The sequence below is a fragment of the Pseudomonas sp. 21 genome, from assembly GCF_000955805.1.
Classification (GTDB): domain Bacteria; phylum Pseudomonadota; class Gammaproteobacteria; order Pseudomonadales; family Pseudomonadaceae; genus Pseudomonas.
Genome location: NZ_JYOA01000001.1, coordinates 679,535 through 699,976, shown reverse-complemented (window position 1 = coordinate 699,976; position 20,442 = coordinate 679,535). Strand labels below are relative to the sequence as shown.

The following is a 20,442-nucleotide window of genomic DNA, read 5'->3' as shown; positions in this document are numbered from 1 at the left end:
GCATGGCGCGCTCCTACAGGAGTCAATCGGTGTCAGGCCACTTCCTCGAACGGCAACCCGACATAGTTCTCGGCAATGGTCGTGCGGCCGGCCTCGGAGCCGAGGAAGTATTCCAGCTCGGTCTCCAGCATGCGCCGGGTGAAGGCGTCGCTGTCGGGGAACTGGTGCAGCATCGAGGTCATCCACCAGGAGAAGCGTTCTGCCTTCCAGATGCGTCGCAGGGCGATGGGCGAATACTGCTCCAGCAGGTCGATGCGGCCTTCGCCGTAGACCTTCACCAGGATGCGGTGCAGCGCGTCGACGTCACTGGCGGCGAGGTTCAGGCCCTTGGCGCCGGTGGGCGGGACGATGTGGCCGGCGTCACCGACGAGGAACAGCCGGCCGTATTGCAGCGGCTCCACCACGAAGCTGCGCAGCGGAGCGATGCTCTTTTCCAGCGCCGGGCCGGTGACCAGCTGGCGCGCGGCGTCCTCGGGAATCCGGCGCTTGAGTTCTTCCCAGAAGCGCTCGTCGGACCAGTCTTCCACTTTCTCGTCCAGCCCCACCTGCAGGTAGTAGCGACTGCGCGTCGCGCTGCGCTGGCTGCACAGGCTGAAGCCGCGTTCGCTGCTGGCGTAGATGAGTTCGTGGTTGACCGGCGGGGTGTCGCTGAGCAGGCCAAGCCAGCCGAACGGGTAGACGCGCTCGAAGACGCTCAGGCGCTCGGCGGGAATGCTGCGCCGGGCCACGCCGTGGAAGCCGTCGCAGCCGGCGATGTAGTCGCAGTCCAGGCGCACGCGCTCGCCCTGGTGCGTGAAAGTGACGTAGGGCTTCTCGCTGGTGACGTCATGCAGCTCCACGTCAGCCGCTTCGTACACGCTCATGGCGCCGCTGGCCGCACGGGCCTGCATCAGGTCGCGGGTGACTTCGGTCTGGCCGTACACCATCACCTGCTTGCCGCCGGTGAGGGCCTTGAGGTCGATGCGTTCGCGGCGGCCATTGAGGACCAGCTCGAAACCGTCGTGGAGCAGCCCTTCGGCGTCCATCCGCGCGCTGGCGCCGGCTTTGCGCAGCAGGTCGGCGGTGCCCTGTTCCAGCACGCCGGCGCGGATGCGGCCGAGTACGTAGTCGGGCGTCTGGCGTTCGAGGATTACGCTGTCGATGCCAGCCTTGTGCAGCAGCTGGCCAAGCAGGAGGCCGGCGGGGCCGGCGCCGATGATGGCGACTTGAGTCTTCATGGGGTGGCTCCTTGGAGAGCGCTGTTGTTTTTGTCTCCTGCATTTTTTGTGGATGAGATCGGTCTTTGAAGGTAATTTCCAACAGTCTTCTTGGACTTTTCATGGATGCGGGCGGTGATCGAACAACGTGCTGACAATCCGGTCCCGGTGTTTCGCCTGTACGGCGAGACTGCTGCGTGGCCGACGCCCGACCTGATCCACTGCGAGTCCATCGCCTCGCGCAGCCGCCTGCATGACTGGGAAATCCGCCCGCATCGCCATGGCGACCTGGTGCAACTGCTCTATGTGCAGTCCGGGGCGGCGGAGCTGGAAGTGGAGGGGCGGGTGACGCCGGTCCGCGAGGCTTCTCTGCAGGTCACCCCGGCGCTGGCGGTACACGGTTTCCGCTTTGCCGAGGACGTGCAGGGTTGGGTGTTGAGCATGGGACTGCCGCTGGCCGAGCAACTCGGCGGCCTGCTGCAAAGCTCGGTGCTGGAGCAGGCGGTGTGCTTCACCGTGGGTGAGGGCAAGCGCGAGCTGGATGGGCTGTTCGAGTCCATCGAGCGCGAGTACGCCCAGCCGGCGCCGGGCCGCGACCTGATGCTGCAGTCGTTGCTCAACATGCTGCTGGTCTGGCTCAGCCGCCGGACACTGGAGCAGTCACGCGCAGAGGCCAGCCAGCAGGATCGTGGCGTCGAGCATGTACACGCGTTCTCCCGCCTGTTCGAGCAGGACTTCCGCGAACACCGGCCCATCGAGCACTACGCGGCGGCGCTGGGCATCAGCGCCGCGCACCTCAATGCGCTGTGCCGGCGCCTGGCCGGGCAGTCGGCGCTGCAGATGATCCACCAGCGGCTGCTGCTGGAGGCCAAGCGCCATCTGGTGTACACAGCCATGACCATCCAGCAGGTGTCGGACAGCCTGGGCTTCTCCGAACCCGCCTACTTCTCCCGATTTTTCAAGCGCTACGCCGGGGTTTCGCCCCGCGCGTTCCGCGAGCCGCGTTGAGCCGCCATGAATATCGATTCGCGTATCAAGTTCCGCCACCTCGTGTGCTTCCTCGAAGTGGCCCGCCTGGGCAGCCTGGCCCGCGCGGCAGACGCGCTGGCGGTGAGCCAGCCGGCCATCTCGAAGACGCTCAAGGAACTGGAGGACCTGCTCGAAGCCAGCCTGTTCGAGCGCGGCAAGAGCGGGGCCAGCCTGACGGAAGCGGGTGTAGCCTTCCTGCGTTACGCTGGCCCTTGCGTGCAGGCACTGCGCGACGGGGTGAACAGTCTGCGCGGTGGCGAGTACGCCTCTAGCACCGTACGCCTGGGCGTGCTCTCCACCGTGGAAAGCCTGCTGATGCCGGAGACGGTGCGGCGCCTGCACGAGCGCCATCCGGCGTTGGTGGTCAGCGTGGTGACCGGGCCGAGCGCGCACCTGCTCTCGCAACTGCGTGTCGGTGAGCTGGACCTGGTGGTCGGCCGCATGACCGAAAGCCCGCAGATCCAGGGGCTCGCCTTCGAACACCTGTACAGCGAATCCATGACCCTGGTGGCCCGCGCCGGGCACCCGCTGCTGGGTCGCCCGCTGCCGCCCTCGGCGCTGGACGACTGGCCGCTGGTGCTGCCGCTGGCCGGCACCACCATCCGCAAGTCCGCCGACAGCCTGCTGGTGCAGAGCGGCCTGGGCCAGCCGCGTCGCCGGCTGGAAACCCTGTCCACGGTGCTCAGCCGCCGTTATGTATTGACCAGCGACGCACTGTGGATCGCCCCGCTGGATTCGGTACGCCTGGACCTGCGCTCCGGCGAGATGCTCGAACTGCCGCTGGACGTACAGGAACCGGGCGGTTCAGTAGGGGTGTGCAGCAACTCGACGTTGCCGCTTTCGCTCGGCGCGCACTGGTGCCTGGAGGTGTTGCGCGAGGTCGGGGAAGCGTACCGCGAGGGGATTTATCCATAACCATATGGTTATGGAAGGTGGGCATCTTTTCAGTTTTCGGCGTCGGGCTTGCGGGCGACACTCCGTCGCACTGCCTGATGCAACAGGCTCCTATAAATCCAACAAGAGGAGACCGACATGTCCGACGCGGAGAACAGCCGCTTCGTCATTCGTGACCGAAACTGGCACCCCAAAGCCCTCACGCCCGACTACAAGACTTCCATCGCCCGCTCGCCGCGCCAGGCGCTGGTGAGCATTCCGCAATCGGTCTCCGAAACCAGCGGCCCCGACTTCTCGCACCTGAAGATGGGCGAGCACGACAACGACCTGCTGCTCAACTTCAACAACGGTGGCTTGCCCATCGGCGAGCGCATCATTGTCTCCGGCCGGGTCATGGACCAGTACGGCAAGCCCGTGCCGCACACCCTGGTGGAAATGTGGCAGGCCAACGCCGGCGGCCGCTACCGGCACAAGAACGACCGTTACCTCGCGCCGCTGGACCCGAACTTCGGCGGCGTCGGCCGCGCGCTGACCGACAGCGAAGGGCGCTACGTCTTCCGCACCATCAAGCCCGGCCCGTATCCCTGGCGCAACGGCCCGAACGACTGGCGCCCGGCGCACATCCACTTTTCCATCAGCGGCCCGTCGATCTCCACGCGGCTGATCACCCAGCTGTACTTCGAGGGCGACCCGCTGATTCCGATGTGCCCCATCGTCAAATCCATCGCCAACCCGGACGCGGTGCAAAGCCTGATCGCCAAGCTCGACATGAGCAACGCCAACCCCATGGACTGCCTGGCCTACCGCTTCGACATCGTGCTGCGCGGCCAGCGCAAGACCCATTTCGAGAACAAGTGAGGAGGACCGACCATGCCTATCGAACTGCTGCCGGAAACCCCCTCGCAGACCGCCGGCCCCTACGTGCACATCGGCCTGGCGCTGGCTGCCGCCGGCAACCCGGCCCGTGACCAGGAGATCTGGAGCGAAATGGCCAAGCCCGGCGCGCCCGGCGAACACATTCTGCTGATTGGCCATGTGTATGACGGCAACGGCCACCTGATCCGCGATTCATTCCTGGAGCTGTGGCAGGCGAATCACGAAGGCGCGTATGACACTGCCTACGATCTGGAAAAGCCCTTCAATGGCTTCGGACGCACGGCAACGACCTTCGACGCTGGCGAGTGGCAGGTGCAGACCATCAAGCCCGGTGTCGTGAAAAACGCTGCCGGCGTGCCCATGGCGCCGCACATCAACGTCTCGCTGTTTGCCCGTGGCATCAACCTGCATTTGCAGACGCGCCTGTACTTCGAAGACGAGGCGCAAGCGAATGCACTGGACCCGGTCCTGAACCTGATCGAGCAGCCCGAACGTCGGCAAACCCTCATCGCAAAGCGTTGCGAGGTGGACGGGAAGCTCGCTTACCGGTTTGATATCCGCGTCCAGGGAAATGCGGAAACGGTGTTCTTTGACTTCTGACACACGACGACAGGAAACATCCGCCGAACCGGTCGCCGACCGCGTTCGGCGGCACTTCGCGGCCGCGCTCGACGAGCGCGGCTACCGGGCGGACGAAGCCCAGGTAACGGCGGTGGACCACCTCGCCACCTGGCTCGACGACTTTCTTGCCGGGCGCCACGGCTTCCTGCGCAAGCCGGTGGCAGGCGTCTACCTGTGGGGCGGCGTGGGGCGCGGCAAGAGCTTCGTCATGGACCAGTTCTTCGCCGCCGCGCCGACCCAGGCCAAGCGCCGCGTGCACTTCCATGCCTTCCTGCAGGAACTGCAATCACGCATGTTGGCGATCACCGGGCAGTCCGACCCGCTGGTGCGCGTGGCCCGCGCCATCGCCGAGGAAACCCGGCTGCTGTGCTTCGACGAATTCCACGTGCACGACATCGGCGACGCCATGCTCCTGGGGCGGATGCTGAGGGTGCTGGTGGACGAAGGTGTAGGCCTGGTCTGTACGTCCAACTACGAGCCGGAAAATCTCTGTCCGAATCCGCTGTACCGCGAGCGCTTCCGTCCGGCCATCGAGCTGATCGAAAAGCGCTTCGACGTGATCTCGGTGGATGCCGGCCAGGATTACCGCGAGCACAGCACGTCGCTGGAGGAGTGGGGCAGTTTCCTCTGGCCGGCGCGTGCCGATGACCTCGAACTGATCGGTTCCCGGCTGGGGCTGGCGGCGGACGCGAAGTTCGACGAGGTGCTCAGCGTCAATCACCACCCGCTGAAGGTACATGCCCACGACGATCATTGCGCGTGGATGGACTTCAGCGAGATGTTCGAACGCCCGCGTTCGGCCAACGATTACCTGTGGCTGATCGAGCACTACCCGCGCATGGCGGTGAGCGGCCTCGGCCCGCTGGCGGACTACCCGCCGGACGTGAGCATGCGGTTCCTCAACTTCATCGACATCGCCTATGACCGGCAACTGAAGCTTCAGTTGTTCGCCACGGTGTCGCTGGAGGATCTGGCGGCGGGTGGTGCGGCGCTGGACTTCTCGCGAACGCTGAGCCGGTTGCGGCAGTTGAAGCTGGAGCCGCTTTAGGCCTCTGTGCAGCTGTTTATTTCGGTTCGCGAGCAAGCTCGCTCCTACAGGGTTATCCCTGCATGCTCGTCGTAGGAACGAGCTTGCTCGCGAACCCAGGTCGACACAGATGCGCCGGCCTCTGGACGGCGGATAAGGCTGGCGCGTTATGCGCCCTGCGCTAATAGCGCGAGGCACTGACAAGCTCTGTTCGATAATCGGCCAGTTGTGTTGCGATAATCGCCCTCGCGTGTCGATAATCGCCCGGCATACGCCTGCCAGGACAACAACAATGACCGACGCTCCCCGTGCCAGCCTGCCGCCCCTCGCGCCGCCGATCATCGCTTCGCCCGCCAAGCGCATCGAGGCCTTTACCGGCGACCCGAACTTCATGACCTCGCTGGCCCGCGGCCTGGCGGTGATCCATGCGTTCCAGGAGCGCAAGCGCCACCTGACCATCGCGCAGATCAGCCATCGCACCGAGATTCCCCGCGCTGCCGTGCGCCGCTGCCTGCACACGCTGATGAAGCTGGGCTACGTCACCTCCGACGGTCGCACCTATTCGCTGCTGCCCAAGGTACTGACCCTCGGCCACGCCTACCTGTCGTCGACGCCGCTGGCGGTCACCGCGCAGCCGATCCTCGACCGCCTGAGCGAGCAACTGCACGAGGCCTGTTCGATGGCCACGCTGGAGGGCGACGAGATTCTCTACATCGCCCGCTCGGCCACGCCGCAGCGCCTGATCTCGGTGGACCTGAGCGTTGGCAGCCGCCTGCCGGCGTACTGCACCTCCATGGGCCGCATCCTGCTCGCTGGGCTGAACGATGACGCGCTCGAGGATTACCTGGCCCACGCCGATCTGCAGGTGAAGACCAGCCGCACCGTACACACCCCAGAAATGCTCCGGGCGAGCATTGCCGAGATTCGCCAGCAGGGCTGGGTGATCATCGACCAGGAGCTGGAAGTGGGCCTGCGTTCCATCGCCGTGCCGCTGAAGGACTCCGCCGGCCAGGTGCTGGCCGCGCTGAACGTCGGTACCCACGCCGGGCGCGTTTCGCGCCAGGAGCTGGAAACGCGTTTCCTGCCGGTGCTGCTGGAGGCCAGCCGCGAGCTGGGCGCGCGGCTGTTCCATTGATTGCCTTGCGCCGCCCTGTCTTGCGGTAATCCCGTTCGCTAACCGCCCACAGTGGCGATTATCGAATTGATCGGCTGAACGTCTCTTCGTACTGTTGCTCGACCCGTCCAGCCGGGCGGGCAATAACAACAATGAGCGTCAGCCATGGCCCCTGTGTGCCTGCCCCATCCGCCGGTCCGTGCGTCCACCGGCTCGCGCCTCATTCCTGTCCAGCTTGCGGGAGTGCAGGGCGATCCAGCCGGCCTTCCCGCGACGACGCCTTCGCAGGAAGTCTTCGCATGACCAGCTCCGCCCACGTGCCCGCTGCCGGCACTCTCGACGTCCAGTCCTTCATCAATGCCCAGCCGCTGTCGTGGTACCAGTACCGCATCGTGCTGCTGTGCTTCCTCATCGTCTTCCTCGACGGGCTGGATACCGCAGCCATGGGCTTCATTGCGCCGGCGCTGACCCAGGACTGGGGCATCGACCGTGCCAGCCTCGGCCCGGTGATGAGCGCCGCGCTGATCGGCATGGTGTTCGGTGCCCTGGGCTCCGGTCCGTTGGCCGACCGTTTCGGGCGCAAGGGCGTGCTGGTGGTGGCGGTGTTCCTCTTTGGCCTGTTCAGCCTGATCTCGGCCTACAGCAGCAATCTCGAACAGCTGATGGCGCTGCGCCTGCTGACCGGCATCGGCCTGGGCGCGGCGATGCCCAACGCGACCACGCTGCTCTCGGAGTACACCCCCGAGCGCCTCAAGTCGCTGCTGGTGACCAGCATGTTCTGTGGTTTCAATCTGGGCATGGCCTCGGGCGGTTTCGTCTCCGCCAAGCTGATCCCGGCCTACGGCTGGCATAGCCTGCTGTTGCTCGGCGGCGTGCTGCCGCTGGTGCTGGCGGTGGTGCTGCTGGTGTGGCTGCCGGAGTCGGCGCGCTTCCTGGTGGTGCGCAATCGCGGGGCGGAGAAGGTCAAGCGCGTGCTGGCGCCGATTGCTCCGGCCGAGGTGGTCACGGCCCGCGAGTTCAGCGTGCCGGAACAGAAGACGGTGCAGAGCCGCAACGTGTTCAAGGTGATTTTCTCCGGCACCTACAGCGCGGGAACCCTGCTGCTGTGGCTGACCTATTTCATGGGCCTGGTGATCGTCTACCTGCTCACCAGCTGGCTGCCGACGCTGATGCGCGACGCCGGCGCGAGCATGGAGCAGGCCGCGTTCATCGGCGCGCTGTTCCAGCTCGGCGGGGTGCTCAGTTCGGTGGCGGTCGGCTGGGCCATGGACCGCTTCAACCCGCACAAGGTCATTGGCATCTTCTACTGCCTGGCCGGCGTGTTCGCCTACTGCGTCGGGCAGAGCCTGGGCACCGTCACGCTCCTGGCGACCCTGGTACTCGCCGCCGGCATGTGCGTGAACGGCGCGCAGTCGGCCATGCCGTCGCTCGCCGCGCGCTTCTACCCGACCCAGGGGCGCGCCACCGGGGTGTCCTGGATGCTCGGCATCGGCCGCTTCGGTGCCATCCTCGGTGCCTGGATCGGTGCGACCCTGCTGGGCCTGGGCTGGAACTTCGAGCAGGTGCTGACCGCGCTGATGGTGCCCGCCGCCATCGCCACGGCGGCGGTGCTGATCAAGGGCCTGGTGAGTCACGCCGACGCCACCTGACAGGCGCTTCCGACAGGGCTGCGATGCAAGGTCGCGGCCCTTCCGCCAGTGGTCGTTCGCGGCGCGACAGAACTCGACGCAATGTCGGAAGTTCTGGCGTCAATAGGATGAACGGTCGCCAAGCGGGAATGAACGGTCGAAAAATCGGCCCGTTTCGCTGAATTAGATTCAACTCCCTGAGGAAATTGCTGTCGGACCATTAGCCAATCTTTGTCCTGGCACCCCGGAAGGGGGGCTCCACACGGGGCCCGGCCACCTGACCATCGTTGGAAAAGTCCATGGTTCTTCATGCAGTTGGATGCTCACTTTCCCGCCAGAAATCGCGGCGGGGTCCCGGACGCCAGGAAGGCTTCTCCCTGGTGGAGATGATGGTGGTTGTCGCGCTGCTGGCGATCTTCGCCGGCGTGGCCCTGCCAGGCTTCCGCTACCTGATCGAGTCCAGCCGGGTGCAGAGCGGCGCCTCGACGCTTTTCCGGCTGCTCCAGGCCTCCCGCGCTGACGCGGTGAACACCCGCCAGACCCTCACGCTTTGCCCCAGCAGTGGAAACCTGCAGTGGGTGGTCGTGCGCGCCAGCACCTGTGGTTCCGTCACTGCCACCTCAGTGAGCCAGCGCCTGGACCTGCCAGGCAGCCTCAGCGTGAGCAGCAGCGTCAACAACCTCTCGTTCAAGCCCGATGGCAGCGCCGCGGCGGCTGACCTGGGCATATCCAGCAGCGGCACCAGCAAGGCGTTCAGCATCAAGGTGGCCGCTTCGGGTTACATCAGCCTGCAGGGAGCGACCGGCCAATGAGGCGGAACGTGGCGCGAAGGAGCATGGCGGGTTTCAGCCTGGTGGAGGTGATGGTGGCCCTGCTGGTCACCTGCTTCGGTGTGCTCGGCATGCTGGCGATGCAGGGGCGGACCATCGCCTACGCCCAGGACACCATCCTGCGCAGCAACGCGGCGGAGCTGGCGGATGAGCTGATGGAGATGATGCGCACGGACATCTACTCCACCCAGGACGGCAGTGCGGCCCAGGTGGTGCCACCGGCCAGTTGGGGCTACTACAAGGCCGCCGGCGCGTCGTTTCCCACCGCCCCCAGCAGCTGCGCCTCACTGGCAGCGCTGACTGCCAGCCAGCGCCTGGCCTGCTGGGCGCAGCGGGTGAACCAGGCGCTGCCCGGCGCCTCCGGCCTGGCCAGCGAGTTCTATGTCTGCCGCACCAACGGCACCAGCAAGTGCAGCAACAGCGGCTCGGCCATCGAGATCCAGCTGGCCTGGCGGGTGAAGGCCGGCGAGTGCCTGGACGCCAGCGCCACGGGCGACAACACCATCTGCCGTTACGTGCTGCGGGAGGAACCCTAGGATGCGTGGGCCAGGCATGCGTGCCCAGGCAGGGGTGACGCTCATCGAGCTGATGATCGCCATGGGCCTGAGCCTGTTCCTGATCCTGGGCGTCACCCAGATGTTCCTCGACGGGCAGAACCGCTCGCGCTACTTCGATGGCCAGGCGCAGAACCAGGACAACGCGCGCTACGCCCAGCAGATGCTCGACGGGCGCCTGTCGAAAGCCGGATACCGGCGTCTGCCGTCCTCGCGGATGACCGCCGCGTTTCCCGCGCAGACCAGCAACGGCTGCGTCTTCGCCGCCGGCCAGGCGCTGGTGCGGGTGGACGCCAATACCGTCTGCCTGCGCTACCAGCCACGCGACACCACCGACGTCGATTGCACCGGCGCATCGCTGGCCAGCCGTGCCGGGGTGAACAAGCCCTACGGCAACTACAGCCCGAGCAACAACGTGGTCGAGAAACTCACCCTGAGCAACGGCAAGCTGGCCTGCAACGGCGCCACCCTGGTGGATAACGTGGTGGCGCTGCGCTTCGACTTCGGTGTGGACAGCAGCAGCGATGAGTTCAATCGCCAGGTGGCGCAGTACGTCGCCACGCCGGCCACCGGCCAGACGGTGCGCAGCCTGCGTTATGCGCTGTTGCTGGCCAGCAGCGGTTCGGTGAGCGGCGGGTTGGTCGCCACCACCTGCCAGCGCTGGCAGGACCTCTACGGCAGCAAGGCCTGCACCGATGGCGACGGACCCGTGCGGCGCATCGTCAGTGGAACCAGCATGCTGAGGAACCTGATGCCATGAAACGACTGTCTTCCCCTCGGCAGCGCGGTGCGGTGTTGTTCGTCGCGCTGGTGATGTTGCTGCTGATCACCCTGGCCGCCGTCAGCGGCATGCGCGGCATGCAGCTGGAAGGGCGGATGACCGGCAATCGCCTGGAGCAGCAGCGGCTGATGAGCGCGGCCGAGTCCGCGCTGCGCGAAGGGGAAGGGCGCCTGCGCAAGAGTACCCGCGCACTGGACAACTGCACGGCGGGAAGCACGCCCTGTTTCACCGCGGCGGCGATTAACTACAGCACCGACTTCAGCAAGTCCAACCTGTACTCGGGTATGGACGGCGGCACCAGCCTGCTGCGCAGTGCGCGCTGGTACCTGCGCTACATCTCCAACAACTGCAAGGGCGGCGCGGGTGGCCGCGCGAATTCCTACCTGTCGAAGGGGCAGGTGGGGTGCACCTACTACTACGAGGTCAACTCCCAGGCCTACAAGGGTACGGCCACCAGCAAGGCCTGCGGCGCCGACGCGCTGTGCCTGCGCTCGACCTTCGGGCTGGTGATCCAGTGAATCGTTGCGCTCGTACAAGGATGCCGACGCCATGACCTACTCCCTGAGGATGCTGCGCTCGACGCTGTTCCTGCTGCTGGCCTGCCTGGCGGGTGCCCACGCCTGGGGCGCGTCCCTGGCGCAGACGCCGCTGTTCGTCAGCAACATCGCCCCGCCGATGAACATGCTGGTGGTCGGCCGCGATCAGAAGCTTTACTTCCCGGCCTACAACGACGCCTCCGACATCGACGGCGACGGCCAACTGGACACCTATTACAAGCCCAGCATCGACTACACCGGCTACTTCGACTCCTACAAGTGCTACGTCTACGACGTGCTGACCGGCACTTTCGCGCCTTCCAGCACCACCAGCACCAAGAAGTGCACCAGCGCGGTTGGCCGCTGGAGCGGCGACTACCTGAACTACCTGACCATGTCGCGCCAGGACGTGTTGCGCAAGGTGCTCTACGGCGGCTACCGCTCCACCGACAGCACCCTCTCCACGGTGCTCGAGCGCGCCTTCATCCCCAACGATGCGCACAGCTGGGGCAAGGAATACCTGAGCGTTGCCCGCGACGGCTACAGCCTGGCGGACTACACCCCGATCCCGGTGCCCACCAATGGCAAGTACGTGCTCTTCGCCAACACCTCGATCGGCTCCAGCACCCTGGGTTCGTACAACAGCAGCGCCGCACCCAGGCTGCGGATCATCACCAGCCTGCAGCAGGCGCTGCTGGGGACCTACCGGATCTGGGGCTGGGTGTCGCGCGAGTCGGCCCAGGGCACCAACACCGTCACCAGCACCACCAACAGCGACACCACCATCATCCCCGCGTACGACCTCAACGTCAGGGTGCAGGTGTGCGTGGCCGGCCTGCTGGAAAGCAACTGCGCCCAGTACGGCAGCCTCTACAAGCCCACCGGTGTGCTGCATGACTATGGTGCCGCCGACAAGATGTACTTCGGCCTGGTCACCGGCACCTACGCCAACAATCTGCGCGGCGGCGTCGTGCGCAAGGCGGCGGCGTCCTTCAGCAATGAATACAACAGCTCCACCGGCCGCTTCCTGACCGACTCCAGTACCGGCACTGGCTGTCTCAATGGGCGCTGCTACGTGAACAACACCGGCATAGTCGCCAACCTCGACCGCCTGGTGTTCTCTGCCGGCTGCACCGATTCCAGCGGCTACAACCTCAACCCGCTGACCAACGGCAAGTGCGTCGACTGGGGCAACCCGCTGGGCGAGATGGCCTACGAGACGTTGCGCTACTACGCCGGCAAGGCGCCCACCGCGGCATACGCCGCAGGCACGGCCGACACCAGCCTGGGCCTCTCCAGCCTGACCAGCTGGGCCAACCCCTACAGCACCTACCCGTCCTGCACCCGGCCGTTCATGACGCTGATGAGCGACGTCAACCCGAGCTACGACTCGGACGTACCGGGCAGCTCCCTGGGGACCGACAGCCAGCCGACCAACGACATCAGCTTCGACTTCGCAGCCATCGGCGCCAACCTGTGGGGCCGCGAGGTGGGCGGCAGCGCCTCGGTGAACGTCGGCCAGTCGGGCGGCACCAATGATTCGGCGCCCACCGCCAAGACCGCCACCAGCTTCGCCACGATCCGCGGGCTTGCCGAAGAACCCACGCGCCAGGGCAGCTACGCGACCTCGGCGGTGTCCTTCTTCGGCAGCCAGAACGCGCTGACCACTGCGGGCTCGAACCGGGTGCAGAGCTTCTCCATCGCGCAGTCCTCGACCCTGCCCAACATCCGCATCAAGACCAGTAAGGGGACGCTGCGCCTAGTGCCGTTCAGCATGAACGTCAGCCAGAGCGTGGTCAGCCAGATCACCGGCTTCTACATCGACACCCTGACCAAGGACAGCGCCGGCAACCTCACCTCCATCACCTTCCGCGTGGTCTACGACGACTCCGCCCAGGGCCGCGACTACGACATGGACGCCATCGTGCTCTACACCGTGACGGCCAGGGGCGACGGTACCGTGGACGTGACCAGCCAGACCGAATACTCGGTGGCCGGCGATGAATCGCACATGGGCTACACCATGGCCGGCACCACGAAGGATGGCGTGTACCTGGAGGTCACCGGCGGTGGCAGTGGCAGCTCGCGCTTCCGGCTCGATACTCCGGACGGCCGATCCCCTGGCGACTGCTCGTCGATCACCTGCGCGCTGTTGCCCGGCCTGAGCGGCAGCAGCGGGGCGCTCAGCGGCAACCGGCCGGCCTACCACACGCGCAACTTCACGCCCTCGGCCACCACCGCGGTGACCAACCTGCAGGACCCCATGTGGTACGCCGCCAAGTACGGCAAGACCGACCTCACCAATTGGGACCGGGACGGCGATGGTGTGCCGGACAACTACTTCCTGGTCAGCAACCCGAGCAAACTGGCCTCCCAGCTCAAGTCGGCGTTCGACGACATCCTCCAGCTCAACACCTCGGTTGCTGCCGTGGCGGTGGACTCGCAGGCGCTGGACAGTGGCAGCTACACCTATGGCACCAGCTTCGTCACCGGCGACTGGACCGGCGACCTGCTGAAGAAGCAGCGAACTATGACCACCAGCAGTTCCGGCGCCGTCACTACTACGACCACCACGCTGTGGCGGGCGTCGGCGCAATTGGGTACGCCCAGCGCGCGCAACATCCTGTTCGCCAAGAGTGGAGCGCTCACCGCCTTCAACTGGAGCAACCTGACTGCCGCCCAGCAGACCCAGCTCAATCGCACCGTTGCCGGTGTGGTGGACACCCAGGGGCAGGCGCGGGTCGGTTTCCTGCGCGGTGAAAACAACACCTTCCGCACCCGCACGACGCTGCTCGGCGACATGATCAATTCGGCGCCGGTGCTGGTCAGCGGCGCCGACTATCTGTCGTCGCGCGCTGACACGCTGGAGGGCAGCACGACCTATGCGGCGTTCGCCACGGCGCTGGCGGCGAAGCCGTCGGTGGTCTATGTCGGCGCCAACGACGGCATGCTGCACGCCTTCAACGCGACCACCGGCGCCGAGATCTTCGCCTTCATCCCCAGCGCGGTAATCCCCAACCTCAACGCCCTCACCGCACCGGACTACGGCAAGCAGCAGGGCACCGAGCACCGCTATTTCGTCGACGGCACTCCGGTGGTGTCCGACGTCTACTACGGCTCGGCCTGGCACAAGGTCCTGCTGGGCAGCCTCGGCGCTGGCGGCCGCGAGGTGTTCGCCCTCGACGTCACCGACCCTGCCGCGCCCAGGCTGCTCTGGGAGTTCACCAGCGACAACGACAGCAGCCTGGGCTACACGGCGGCGCGGCCGTCCATCGCGCGCCTGCACAACGGCAAATGGGTGGCCCTGGTGCCCAACGGCTACGACATCGGCAGCAGTACCGCCTCGCTGCTGATCATCGATATCCAGACCGGCGCGCTACTGAAGAAGATCACCGCTACCCCGAGCCTGACCGCCGCCGAGACCGCCTCGCTGGATGCCCTCAACAACGGACTGTCGCGGCTTTACGTGGCCGACGCGAACAATGACGGCATCGCCGACTATGCCTACGGCGGCGACCTGCTGGGCAACCTCTGGCGTTTCGACCTGATCGACACCAGCGTGGGCGACCCACTCAACAGCACGGCCTCGGAGGCGCGCTACGCCGTGTCTTTCGGCGGCAGTCCGCTGTACGTTGCGCGCAATGCCAGCGGTACGCGCCAGTCGATCACCAGCGCGCCGTCTCTGGTCGACCACCCCAGCGGCACCGGCTATATCGTCGCCTTCGGCACGGGCCGCTACCTGCTCACGGCCGACAAGACCTCCACCGCTCAACAGAGCATCTACGGCATCTGGGACCGCAAGATCGCCGGCGAGGCGGCCACCTCCTCACTGACGGCGGCGCGCACGCGCAGCAACCTGCAGGCACAGACGCTCAGCACCGGGACCTTCAACAGCACCTCGACCTACACCCTGAGCAACAACGAAGTGGTCTGGTACGACACCTCCGGCAACACCGCCGACGCCAACGTCAACAAATGGGGCTGGTACTTCGACTTCCCGGTGGCCGGCGAGCGGCAGATCTACGACATGACGCTCTACGGCTCCGCCCTCATCTTCAGCAGCTCCACGCCTCAGACCGGCACCTGCGCCGCCGGGCTCTCCGGCACCCGCTACGCCATCGATCCCGAACGCGGCGGGCTGACGCCGTACAACGTCTTCGACCTGAACAACGACGGCACTTTCGATGCGCTCTCGGCCTTCATCACCGGGGGCGGCGACATCACCATCTCCGGTGGGTACACCTACAGCGGCTCCGACATCAGCACGACAGGTCTGTCGGACGCCATCCGCACCAATTCCGGCATCGTGAGCGGCCGGCGCACCTGGCAGGTCCAGCCAGCCAACTGACAGGGAGACAACATGAACCAGCGTCGTCGTGGGAGGGGATTCACCCTGATCGAACTGATGATCACGGTGGTGATAGTGGCGATCCTCGCCGCCATCGCCTTCCCCAGCTACCAGCGTTATGTGCTGCGCAGCCACCGGGTCGAAGCGCAGGCTGTGCTCAGCGAAGCGGCGGCCCGGCAGGAGCGCTACTACTCGCAGAACAACGCCTACGCCAGCACCGCGGCCGCGTTGAACATGACCAGCAATGTCAACGCCTTGCAGTACTACAGTCTGGCCATTTCCAACGTCACGGCCACCACCTACACGCTGACCGCCACCGCCACGGGGGGGCAGGCCAAGGATGGCCCGTGCCTGAGCCTGAGCCTCGACCAGGCAGGCACTCGCAGCAACACCGGTACGGGAACCGGCACCACCTGCTGGCAATGAGCAGGCGACGAAAGCGTGCGATTGGCGAACACGGCGCCACAGGTCGAATTGCGCCGGTCGGTAGCGGCCCCTAGGGTGAATCGGATTCGCGGGCCTGCCTTGCATCCGGATTGCCCGCGCGACCGTCCATCCCGGCCGCAGCCCGTATTCCGGGCCACGGCATAGACTGGGCGCACGAGCCGCGACGAAGAGCGCGGCCAACCACAAGAAGAGTGAGTGCCTGTATGCAAAGCCTGCTGAGCGAGCGCAGCCGCGTGTTCGAGCGTGCCGACCCCTATGCGGTGTCCGGCTACGTCAACCAGCATGTAGGCACCCACGACCTGCGCCTGCCGGCCCACGGCCATCCCCAGGCCAGCCTCAACCACCGCCGTTTCGCCAGCCTCGACCTGTGCCGCATCAGCTACGGCGGCGCGGTGCGCGTCACCTCGCCAGCGCTGGAGAGCATCTTCCACCTGCAGATCCTGCTCAGCGGCCACTGCCTGTGGCGCGGCCAGCGCCAGGAGCACTACCTGGCGCCGGGCGAGCTGCTGCTGATCAACCCGGACGACCCGGTCGACCTGACCTACTCGGACGACTGCGAGAAATTCATCCTGAAGATTCCGGTGACCCTGCTCGAAGCCATCTGCGCCGAGCAGCGCTGGAACCATCCGCGCGCCGGTGTGCGCTTCACCGAGAACCGCTACCAGCTGGGCGAGGTGGAAGGCTTCGTCAACCTGCTGTCCATGGTGTGCCAGGAGTCCGAAGCCGGCGAGCGCCTGGCTCGGGTCGACGAGCACTACCAGCAGATAGTCGCCAGCAAGCTGCTGACGCTGCTGAAGACCAACGTCAGCCGCGAACCCATCGCCGGTCCCAGCGCTTCCTTCGAGCGCATCGAGGCTTACATCGAAGGCCACCTGCGCGAAGATATCGACGTCGAGGCCCTGGCGCGCCAGGCCTCCATGAGCCTGCGCTCGTTGTACGCGCTGTTCGAGCGGCACGCCGGCACCACGCCGCGCCAGTACATCCGCCGCCTCAAGCTGGAGCGCATCCGCGCCTGCCTGGCGGACCCGGCGTGCAATGTCCGCAGCGTGACCGAGCTGGCGCTGGACTATGGCTTCCTGCACCTGGGGCGGTTTGCCGAGGGGTACCGCCAGCAGTTTGGCGAGCTGCCGTCGGAGACGCTCAAGCGTCGAGACTGAACCACGTGCTATCGGAGCACGCCATATCCGCGAATCGTCTGCTCCTGGCCCGGTGTTTCAGCGCCGCCTCGGCGTACGCGCGGGCCCTTTGTTTCGCCCCCTCGGGCGACCTACTTTGGCAAACGCCCCAAAGTAGGCAAAGGTCTTGCCCCTCCATCCGGTTTTTCGCTTAGGCGAAAAATTCCCTCGTTGAAAGGGGCGTTCCGGAGCGCTTGGATGTTGTTCTGGAAGTCATCAAGAGCAAACAGAGGTAGCCCTTACCTGTAGGAGCGAGCTTGCTCGCGAACCTGCTTGCCACGTATCACGGGCATCCGCTCACCAGCACCTCTGCACAAAACGGATACCACTCTGCACAAAGCGGATATTGCCCCCGCCAACCCAGCCCTAACCTGAGCCTGCCTGAACAATAACAACGGAGGCCCCGGCCATGTCCCTGGGTATCGACTACTTGCGTTCACTGCTTGAGGAAGACCCTGCCAAAGGCGTCTACCGCTGCCGGCGGGAGATGTTCACCGACCCGCGCCTGTTCGAGCTGGAGATGAAGCACATCTTCGAGGGCAACTGGGTCTACCTCGCCCATGAAAGCCAGATTCCCGAGAAGAACGACTTCCTGACCACCATGATTGGTCGCCAGTCGATCTTCATCGCACGCAACAAGGACGGCGTGCTCAACGCCTTTCTCAATGCCTGCAGCCACAAGGGCGCCATGCTCTGCCGGCACAAGTCCGGCAACCGTTCCAGCTACACCTGTCCGTTCCACGGCTGGACCTTCAACAACTCCGGCAAGCTGCTCAAGGTGAAGGACCCGGCCGAGGCCGGCTACCCGGAAGGCTTCAACTGCGAAGGCTCCCACGACCTGACGAAAGTGGCGCGCTTCGAGTCCTATCGCGGTTTCCTCTTCGGCAGCCTGAAGGCCGACGTCAAGCCGCTGGTGGAGCACCTGGGCGAGTCGGCGAAGATCATCGACATGATCGTCGACCAGTCCCCCGAAGGCCTGGAAGTGCTGCGCGGGTCGAGCAGCTACATCTACGAAGGCAACTGGAAACTCACCGCCGAGAACGGTGCCGACGGCTACCACGTCAGCTCCGTGCACTGGAACTACGCCGCCACGCAGAACCAGCGCCAGCAGCGCGAGGCCGGCGAGGAAGTGAAGACCATGAGCGCCGGCGGCTGGGCCAAGCACGGCGGCGGCTTCTACTCCTTCGAGCACGGCCACCTGCTGCTCTGGAGCCGCTGGGCCAACCCCGAGGCGCGTCCCGCCTTCGAGCGTCGCGACGAGCTGGCCCGCGACCACGGCCAGGCCCGCGCCGACTGGATGATCGAGAACTCGCGCAACCTCTGCCTGTACCCCAACGTCTACCTGATGGACCAGTTCAGCTCGCAGATCCGCATCGCCCGGCCCATCGACGTCAACCGCACCGAGATCACCATCTACTGCATCGCGCCCAAGGGCGAGAGCAGCGAGGCACGCGCCCAGCGCATCCGCCAGTACGAGGACTTCTTCAACGTCAGCGGCATGGCCACGCCGGATGACCTGGAGGAATTCCGCTCCTGCCAGCAGGCCTACCAGGGCAGCGCCGGTGGCTGGAACGACATGTCGCGCGGGGCGAAACACTGGATCGAAGGTGCCGACGACGCGGCGCGGGAAATCGACCTGGCGCCGACACTGTCCGGGGTGCGCACCGAGGACGAAGGCCTGTTCGTGCTGCAGCACCAGTACTGGCAGCAGACCATGATCGACACGCTCACCGCCGAGCAGGCCAGGCGCATCGCCGTGAAAGAGGAGGGCGTGTAATGAGCCGCTACGAACTCGTGCGCGATTTCCTCTACCGCGAAGCGCGCTACCTCGATGACAAGGACTGGGATGCCTGGCTGGAGCTGTACGCCGCCGACGCCACTTTCTGGATGCCCTGCTGGGACGACCGCGACCAGCTCACCGAAGACCCGCAGCGGGAAATCTCGCTGATCTGGTACGGCAACCGTGGCGGCCTGGAAGACCGCGTATTCCGCATCAAGACCGAGCGTTCCAGCGCGACCCTGCCGGACACCCGCACCTCGCACAACCTCAGCAACATCGAGGTACTCGGCGAGGCCGACGGGCACTGCCAGGTGCGCTTCAACTGGCACACCCTGAGCTTCCGCTACAAGACCGTCGACAGCTACTTCGGCACCAGCTTCTACACGCTCGATGTGCGTGGCGGGCAACCGCTGGTCAAGGCGAAGAAGGTCGTGCTGAAGAACGACTACGTCAGGCAAGTCATCGACATCTACCACATCTGATATCGCCGCCAGGGCTGTGCGTCGCACGCGTGGATTCGTCGTGCGCGACGCTGCCTGCGCGGCGCCGAGGTGCACGCCATGAACCACAAGATCGCCCTCAACTTCGAAGACGGCGTTACCCGTTTCATCGACGCCAGCCCCAGCGAGACCGTGGCCGATGCGGCCTACCGCCAGGGCATCAACATTCCGCTGGATTGCCGCGACGGCGCCTGCGGTACCTGCAAGTGCTTCGCCGAAGCCGGCCGCTACGACCTGGGCCAGGAATACATCGAGGACGCCCTGAGCGAGGATGAAGCCGAGAAGGGCTATGTGCTCACCTGCCAGATGCGTGCGCAAAGCGATTGCGTGGTGCGCGTGCCGGCATCGTCGCAAGTCTGCAAGACCGCCCAGGCCAGCTTCGAGGCCAGCATCAGTGCCGTGCGCCAACTGTCCGAAAGCACCATCGCGTTGTCGATCAAAGGCGCGTCGCTGAGCAAGCTGGCCTTCCTGCCGGGGCAGTATGTCAACCTGCAGGTGCCGGGCAGCGAGCAGAGCCGCGCCTACTCCTTCAGCTCGCTGCAGAAGGACGGCGAGGTCAGCTTCCTGATCCGCAACGTGCCGGGTGGCCTGATGAGCAGCTTCCTCACCGGCCTGGCGAAAGCCGGCGACACGATGACCCTGGCCGGCCCGCTGGGCAGCTTCTACCTGCGCGAGATCAGGCGGCCTCTGCTGCTGCTGGCCGGCGGCACGGGCCTGGCGCCCTTCACCGCGATGCTCGAACAGATCGCCGAGCGCGGCAGCGAGCATCCGCTGCACCTGATCTACGGCGTCACCCACGACTTCGACCTGGTGGAGATGGACCGCCTGGAAGCCTTCGCCGCGCGCATTCCCAACTTCACCTGGAGCGCCTGCGTGGCCAGCGCGCAGAGCAGCTATCCGCGCAAGGGCTATGTCACCCAGCACATCGAACCTGTGCACCTGAACGACGGCGAAGTGGACATCTACCTCTGCGGCCCGCCGCCGATGGTCGAGGCGGTCAGCCAGTACATCCGCGAACAGGGCATCACCCCGGCGAATTTCTACTACGAGAAGTTCGCCGCCAGTGCGGCCTGATCACCGATCAACTGTAGGAGCGGGCCATGCCC

At 65.7% G+C, this 20,442-nt stretch carries 18 protein-coding genes; 17 read left to right on the top strand and 1 reads right to left on the bottom strand.

Annotated features, from left to right (window positions below; translation table 11 throughout):
• Window positions 1-32: 32 nt before the first annotated feature.
• A complete protein-coding gene (pobA, locus tag UB43_RS03025) occupies window positions 33-1,217 on the bottom strand; it encodes a 4-hydroxybenzoate 3-monooxygenase (RefSeq protein WP_045208267.1) in 1,185 nt (394 codons plus the stop codon).
• A 117-nt stretch (window positions 1,218-1,334) separates the two neighbouring features.
• On the opposite strand from pobA, the gene UB43_RS03020 reads away from it, so the two are divergent.
• The 17 genes from UB43_RS03020 (at window position 1,335) to benC (ending at window position 20,410) form a co-directional block, all read left to right on the top strand.
• The gene (locus tag UB43_RS03020) at window positions 1,335-2,204 is read left to right on the top strand and encodes a helix-turn-helix domain-containing protein (protein WP_371318986.1); all 870 of its coding nucleotides are present in this window, start codon (window positions 1,335-1,337) and stop codon (window positions 2,202-2,204) included.
• Window positions 2,205-2,210: 6 nt separating this feature from the next.
• Window positions 2,211-3,140, top strand: a complete 930-nt coding sequence (pcaQ, locus tag UB43_RS03015) for a pca operon transcription factor PcaQ (RefSeq protein WP_045208263.1) — start codon at window positions 2,211-2,213, stop codon at window positions 3,138-3,140.
• A 117-nt stretch (window positions 3,141-3,257) separates the two neighbouring features.
• Complete coding sequence (pcaH, locus tag UB43_RS03010; RefSeq protein ID WP_045208260.1) at window positions 3,258-3,977, top strand: protocatechuate 3,4-dioxygenase subunit beta; 720 nt, start codon at window positions 3,258-3,260, stop codon at window positions 3,975-3,977.
• A gap of 12 nt (window positions 3,978-3,989) precedes the next feature.
• Window positions 3,990-4,595 carry a protocatechuate 3,4-dioxygenase subunit alpha gene (gene pcaG / locus UB43_RS03005; protein WP_045208259.1) on the top strand — a complete coding sequence of 202 codons (606 nt, stop codon included), beginning with the start codon at window positions 3,990-3,992 and terminating at the stop codon, window positions 4,593-4,595.
• Window positions 4,567-5,664 carry a cell division protein ZapE gene (gene zapE, locus UB43_RS03000; protein ID WP_177329766.1) on the top strand — a complete coding sequence of 366 codons (1,098 nt, stop codon included), beginning with the start codon at window positions 4,567-4,569 and terminating at the stop codon, window positions 5,662-5,664. Before pcaG ends, zapE begins: the two co-directional genes overlap by 29 nt.
• Before the next feature lie 271 nt (window positions 5,665-5,935).
• Window positions 5,936-6,778, top strand: coding sequence for an IclR family transcriptional regulator (locus UB43_RS02995; RefSeq protein ID WP_045208255.1), 843 nt, complete (start codon window positions 5,936-5,938; stop codon window positions 6,776-6,778).
• Window positions 6,779-7,056: 278 nt separating this feature from the next.
• Window positions 7,057-8,406, top strand: a complete 1,350-nt coding sequence (locus UB43_RS02990; protein WP_045208254.1) for an MFS transporter — start codon at window positions 7,057-7,059, stop codon at window positions 8,404-8,406.
• A 278-nt stretch (window positions 8,407-8,684) separates the two neighbouring features.
• On the top strand, window positions 8,685-9,197 hold the full coding sequence (locus tag UB43_RS02985; RefSeq protein ID WP_082085754.1) for a GspH/FimT family pseudopilin: 513 nt from the start codon (window positions 8,685-8,687) through the stop codon (window positions 9,195-9,197).
• Between the two features lie 23 nt (window positions 9,198-9,220).
• A complete protein-coding gene (gene pilV / locus UB43_RS02980; RefSeq protein ID WP_256204877.1) occupies window positions 9,221-9,751 on the top strand; it encodes a type IV pilus modification protein PilV in 531 nt (176 codons plus the stop codon).
• Window positions 9,752-9,767: 16 nt separating this feature from the next.
• The gene (locus UB43_RS02975; RefSeq protein ID WP_256204876.1) at window positions 9,768-10,529 is read left to right on the top strand and encodes a PilW family protein; all 762 of its coding nucleotides are present in this window, start codon (window positions 9,768-9,770) and stop codon (window positions 10,527-10,529) included.
• On the top strand, window positions 10,526-11,068 hold the full coding sequence (locus tag UB43_RS02970) for a PilX N-terminal domain-containing pilus assembly protein (RefSeq protein WP_045208247.1): 543 nt from the start codon (window positions 10,526-10,528) through the stop codon (window positions 11,066-11,068). The genes UB43_RS02975 and UB43_RS02970 overlap by 4 nt, the downstream gene beginning before the upstream one ends.
• A gap of 31 nt (window positions 11,069-11,099) precedes the next feature.
• Window positions 11,100-15,434: a PilC/PilY family type IV pilus protein gene (locus tag UB43_RS02965; RefSeq protein ID WP_256204875.1), complete on the top strand. Its 4,335-nt coding sequence runs from the start codon at window positions 11,100-11,102 to the stop codon at window positions 15,432-15,434.
• Window positions 15,435-15,446: 12 nt separating this feature from the next.
• Window positions 15,447-15,860, top strand: coding sequence for a type IV pilin protein (locus UB43_RS02960; RefSeq protein ID WP_045208246.1), 414 nt, complete (start codon window positions 15,447-15,449; stop codon window positions 15,858-15,860).
• Window positions 15,861-16,084: 224 nt separating this feature from the next.
• Window positions 16,085-17,038: an AraC family transcriptional regulator gene (locus UB43_RS02955; protein WP_045208244.1), complete on the top strand. Its 954-nt coding sequence runs from the start codon at window positions 16,085-16,087 to the stop codon at window positions 17,036-17,038.
• Window positions 17,039-17,465: 427 nt separating this feature from the next.
• A complete protein-coding gene (gene benA, locus UB43_RS02950) occupies window positions 17,466-18,833 on the top strand; it encodes a benzoate 1,2-dioxygenase large subunit (protein ID WP_045208243.1) in 1,368 nt (455 codons plus the stop codon).
• Window positions 18,833-19,318, top strand: a complete 486-nt coding sequence (gene benB / locus UB43_RS02945) for a benzoate 1,2-dioxygenase small subunit (protein ID WP_045208241.1) — start codon at window positions 18,833-18,835, stop codon at window positions 19,316-19,318. The genes benA and benB overlap by 1 nt, the downstream gene beginning before the upstream one ends.
• Before the next feature lie 78 nt (window positions 19,319-19,396).
• Window positions 19,397-20,410 carry a benzoate 1,2-dioxygenase electron transfer component BenC gene (benC, locus tag UB43_RS02940; protein ID WP_045208238.1) on the top strand — a complete coding sequence of 338 codons (1,014 nt, stop codon included), beginning with the start codon at window positions 19,397-19,399 and terminating at the stop codon, window positions 20,408-20,410.
• The last annotated feature ends 32 nt before the right edge of the window (window positions 20,411-20,442 follow it).

Excerpts from the sequence above, each read along its gene's own strand:
- pilV (WP_256204877.1), top strand. The coding sequence starts at position 9,221 with ATGGCGGGTTTCAGCCTGGTGGAGGTGATGGTGGCCCTGCTGGTCACC.
- benA (WP_045208243.1), top strand. The coding sequence starts at position 17,466 with ATGTCCCTGGGTATCGACTACTTGCGTTCACTGCTTGAGGAAGACCCT.
- benC (WP_045208238.1), top strand. The coding sequence starts at position 19,397 with ATGAACCACAAGATCGCCCTCAACTTCGAAGACGGCGTTACCCGTTTC.
- UB43_RS02965 (WP_256204875.1), top strand. The coding sequence starts at position 11,100 with ATGACCTACTCCCTGAGGATGCTGCGCTCGACGCTGTTCCTGCTGCTG.
- UB43_RS02960 (WP_045208246.1), top strand. The coding sequence starts at position 15,447 with ATGAACCAGCGTCGTCGTGGGAGGGGATTCACCCTGATCGAACTGATG.
- UB43_RS02975 (WP_256204876.1), top strand. The coding sequence starts at position 9,768 with ATGCGTGCCCAGGCAGGGGTGACGCTCATCGAGCTGATGATCGCCATG.
- UB43_RS02955 (WP_045208244.1), top strand. The coding sequence starts at position 16,085 with ATGCAAAGCCTGCTGAGCGAGCGCAGCCGCGTGTTCGAGCGTGCCGAC.
- pcaQ (WP_045208263.1), top strand. The coding sequence starts at position 2,211 with ATGAATATCGATTCGCGTATCAAGTTCCGCCACCTCGTGTGCTTCCTC.
- UB43_RS02985 (WP_082085754.1), top strand. The coding sequence starts at position 8,685 with ATGGTTCTTCATGCAGTTGGATGCTCACTTTCCCGCCAGAAATCGCGG.
- zapE (WP_177329766.1), top strand. The coding sequence starts at position 4,567 with ATGCGGAAACGGTGTTCTTTGACTTCTGACACACGACGACAGGAAACA.
- pobA (WP_045208267.1), bottom strand. The coding sequence starts at position 1,217 with ATGAAGACTCAAGTCGCCATCATCGGCGCCGGCCCCGCCGGCCTCCTG.
- UB43_RS02990 (WP_045208254.1), top strand. The coding sequence starts at position 7,057 with ATGACCAGCTCCGCCCACGTGCCCGCTGCCGGCACTCTCGACGTCCAG.
- UB43_RS02995 (WP_045208255.1), top strand. The coding sequence starts at position 5,936 with ATGACCGACGCTCCCCGTGCCAGCCTGCCGCCCCTCGCGCCGCCGATC.
- UB43_RS02970 (WP_045208247.1), top strand. The coding sequence starts at position 10,526 with ATGAAACGACTGTCTTCCCCTCGGCAGCGCGGTGCGGTGTTGTTCGTC.
- pcaG (WP_045208259.1), top strand. The coding sequence starts at position 3,990 with ATGCCTATCGAACTGCTGCCGGAAACCCCCTCGCAGACCGCCGGCCCC.
- benB (WP_045208241.1), top strand. The coding sequence starts at position 18,833 with ATGAGCCGCTACGAACTCGTGCGCGATTTCCTCTACCGCGAAGCGCGC.
- pcaH (WP_045208260.1), top strand. The coding sequence starts at position 3,258 with ATGTCCGACGCGGAGAACAGCCGCTTCGTCATTCGTGACCGAAACTGG.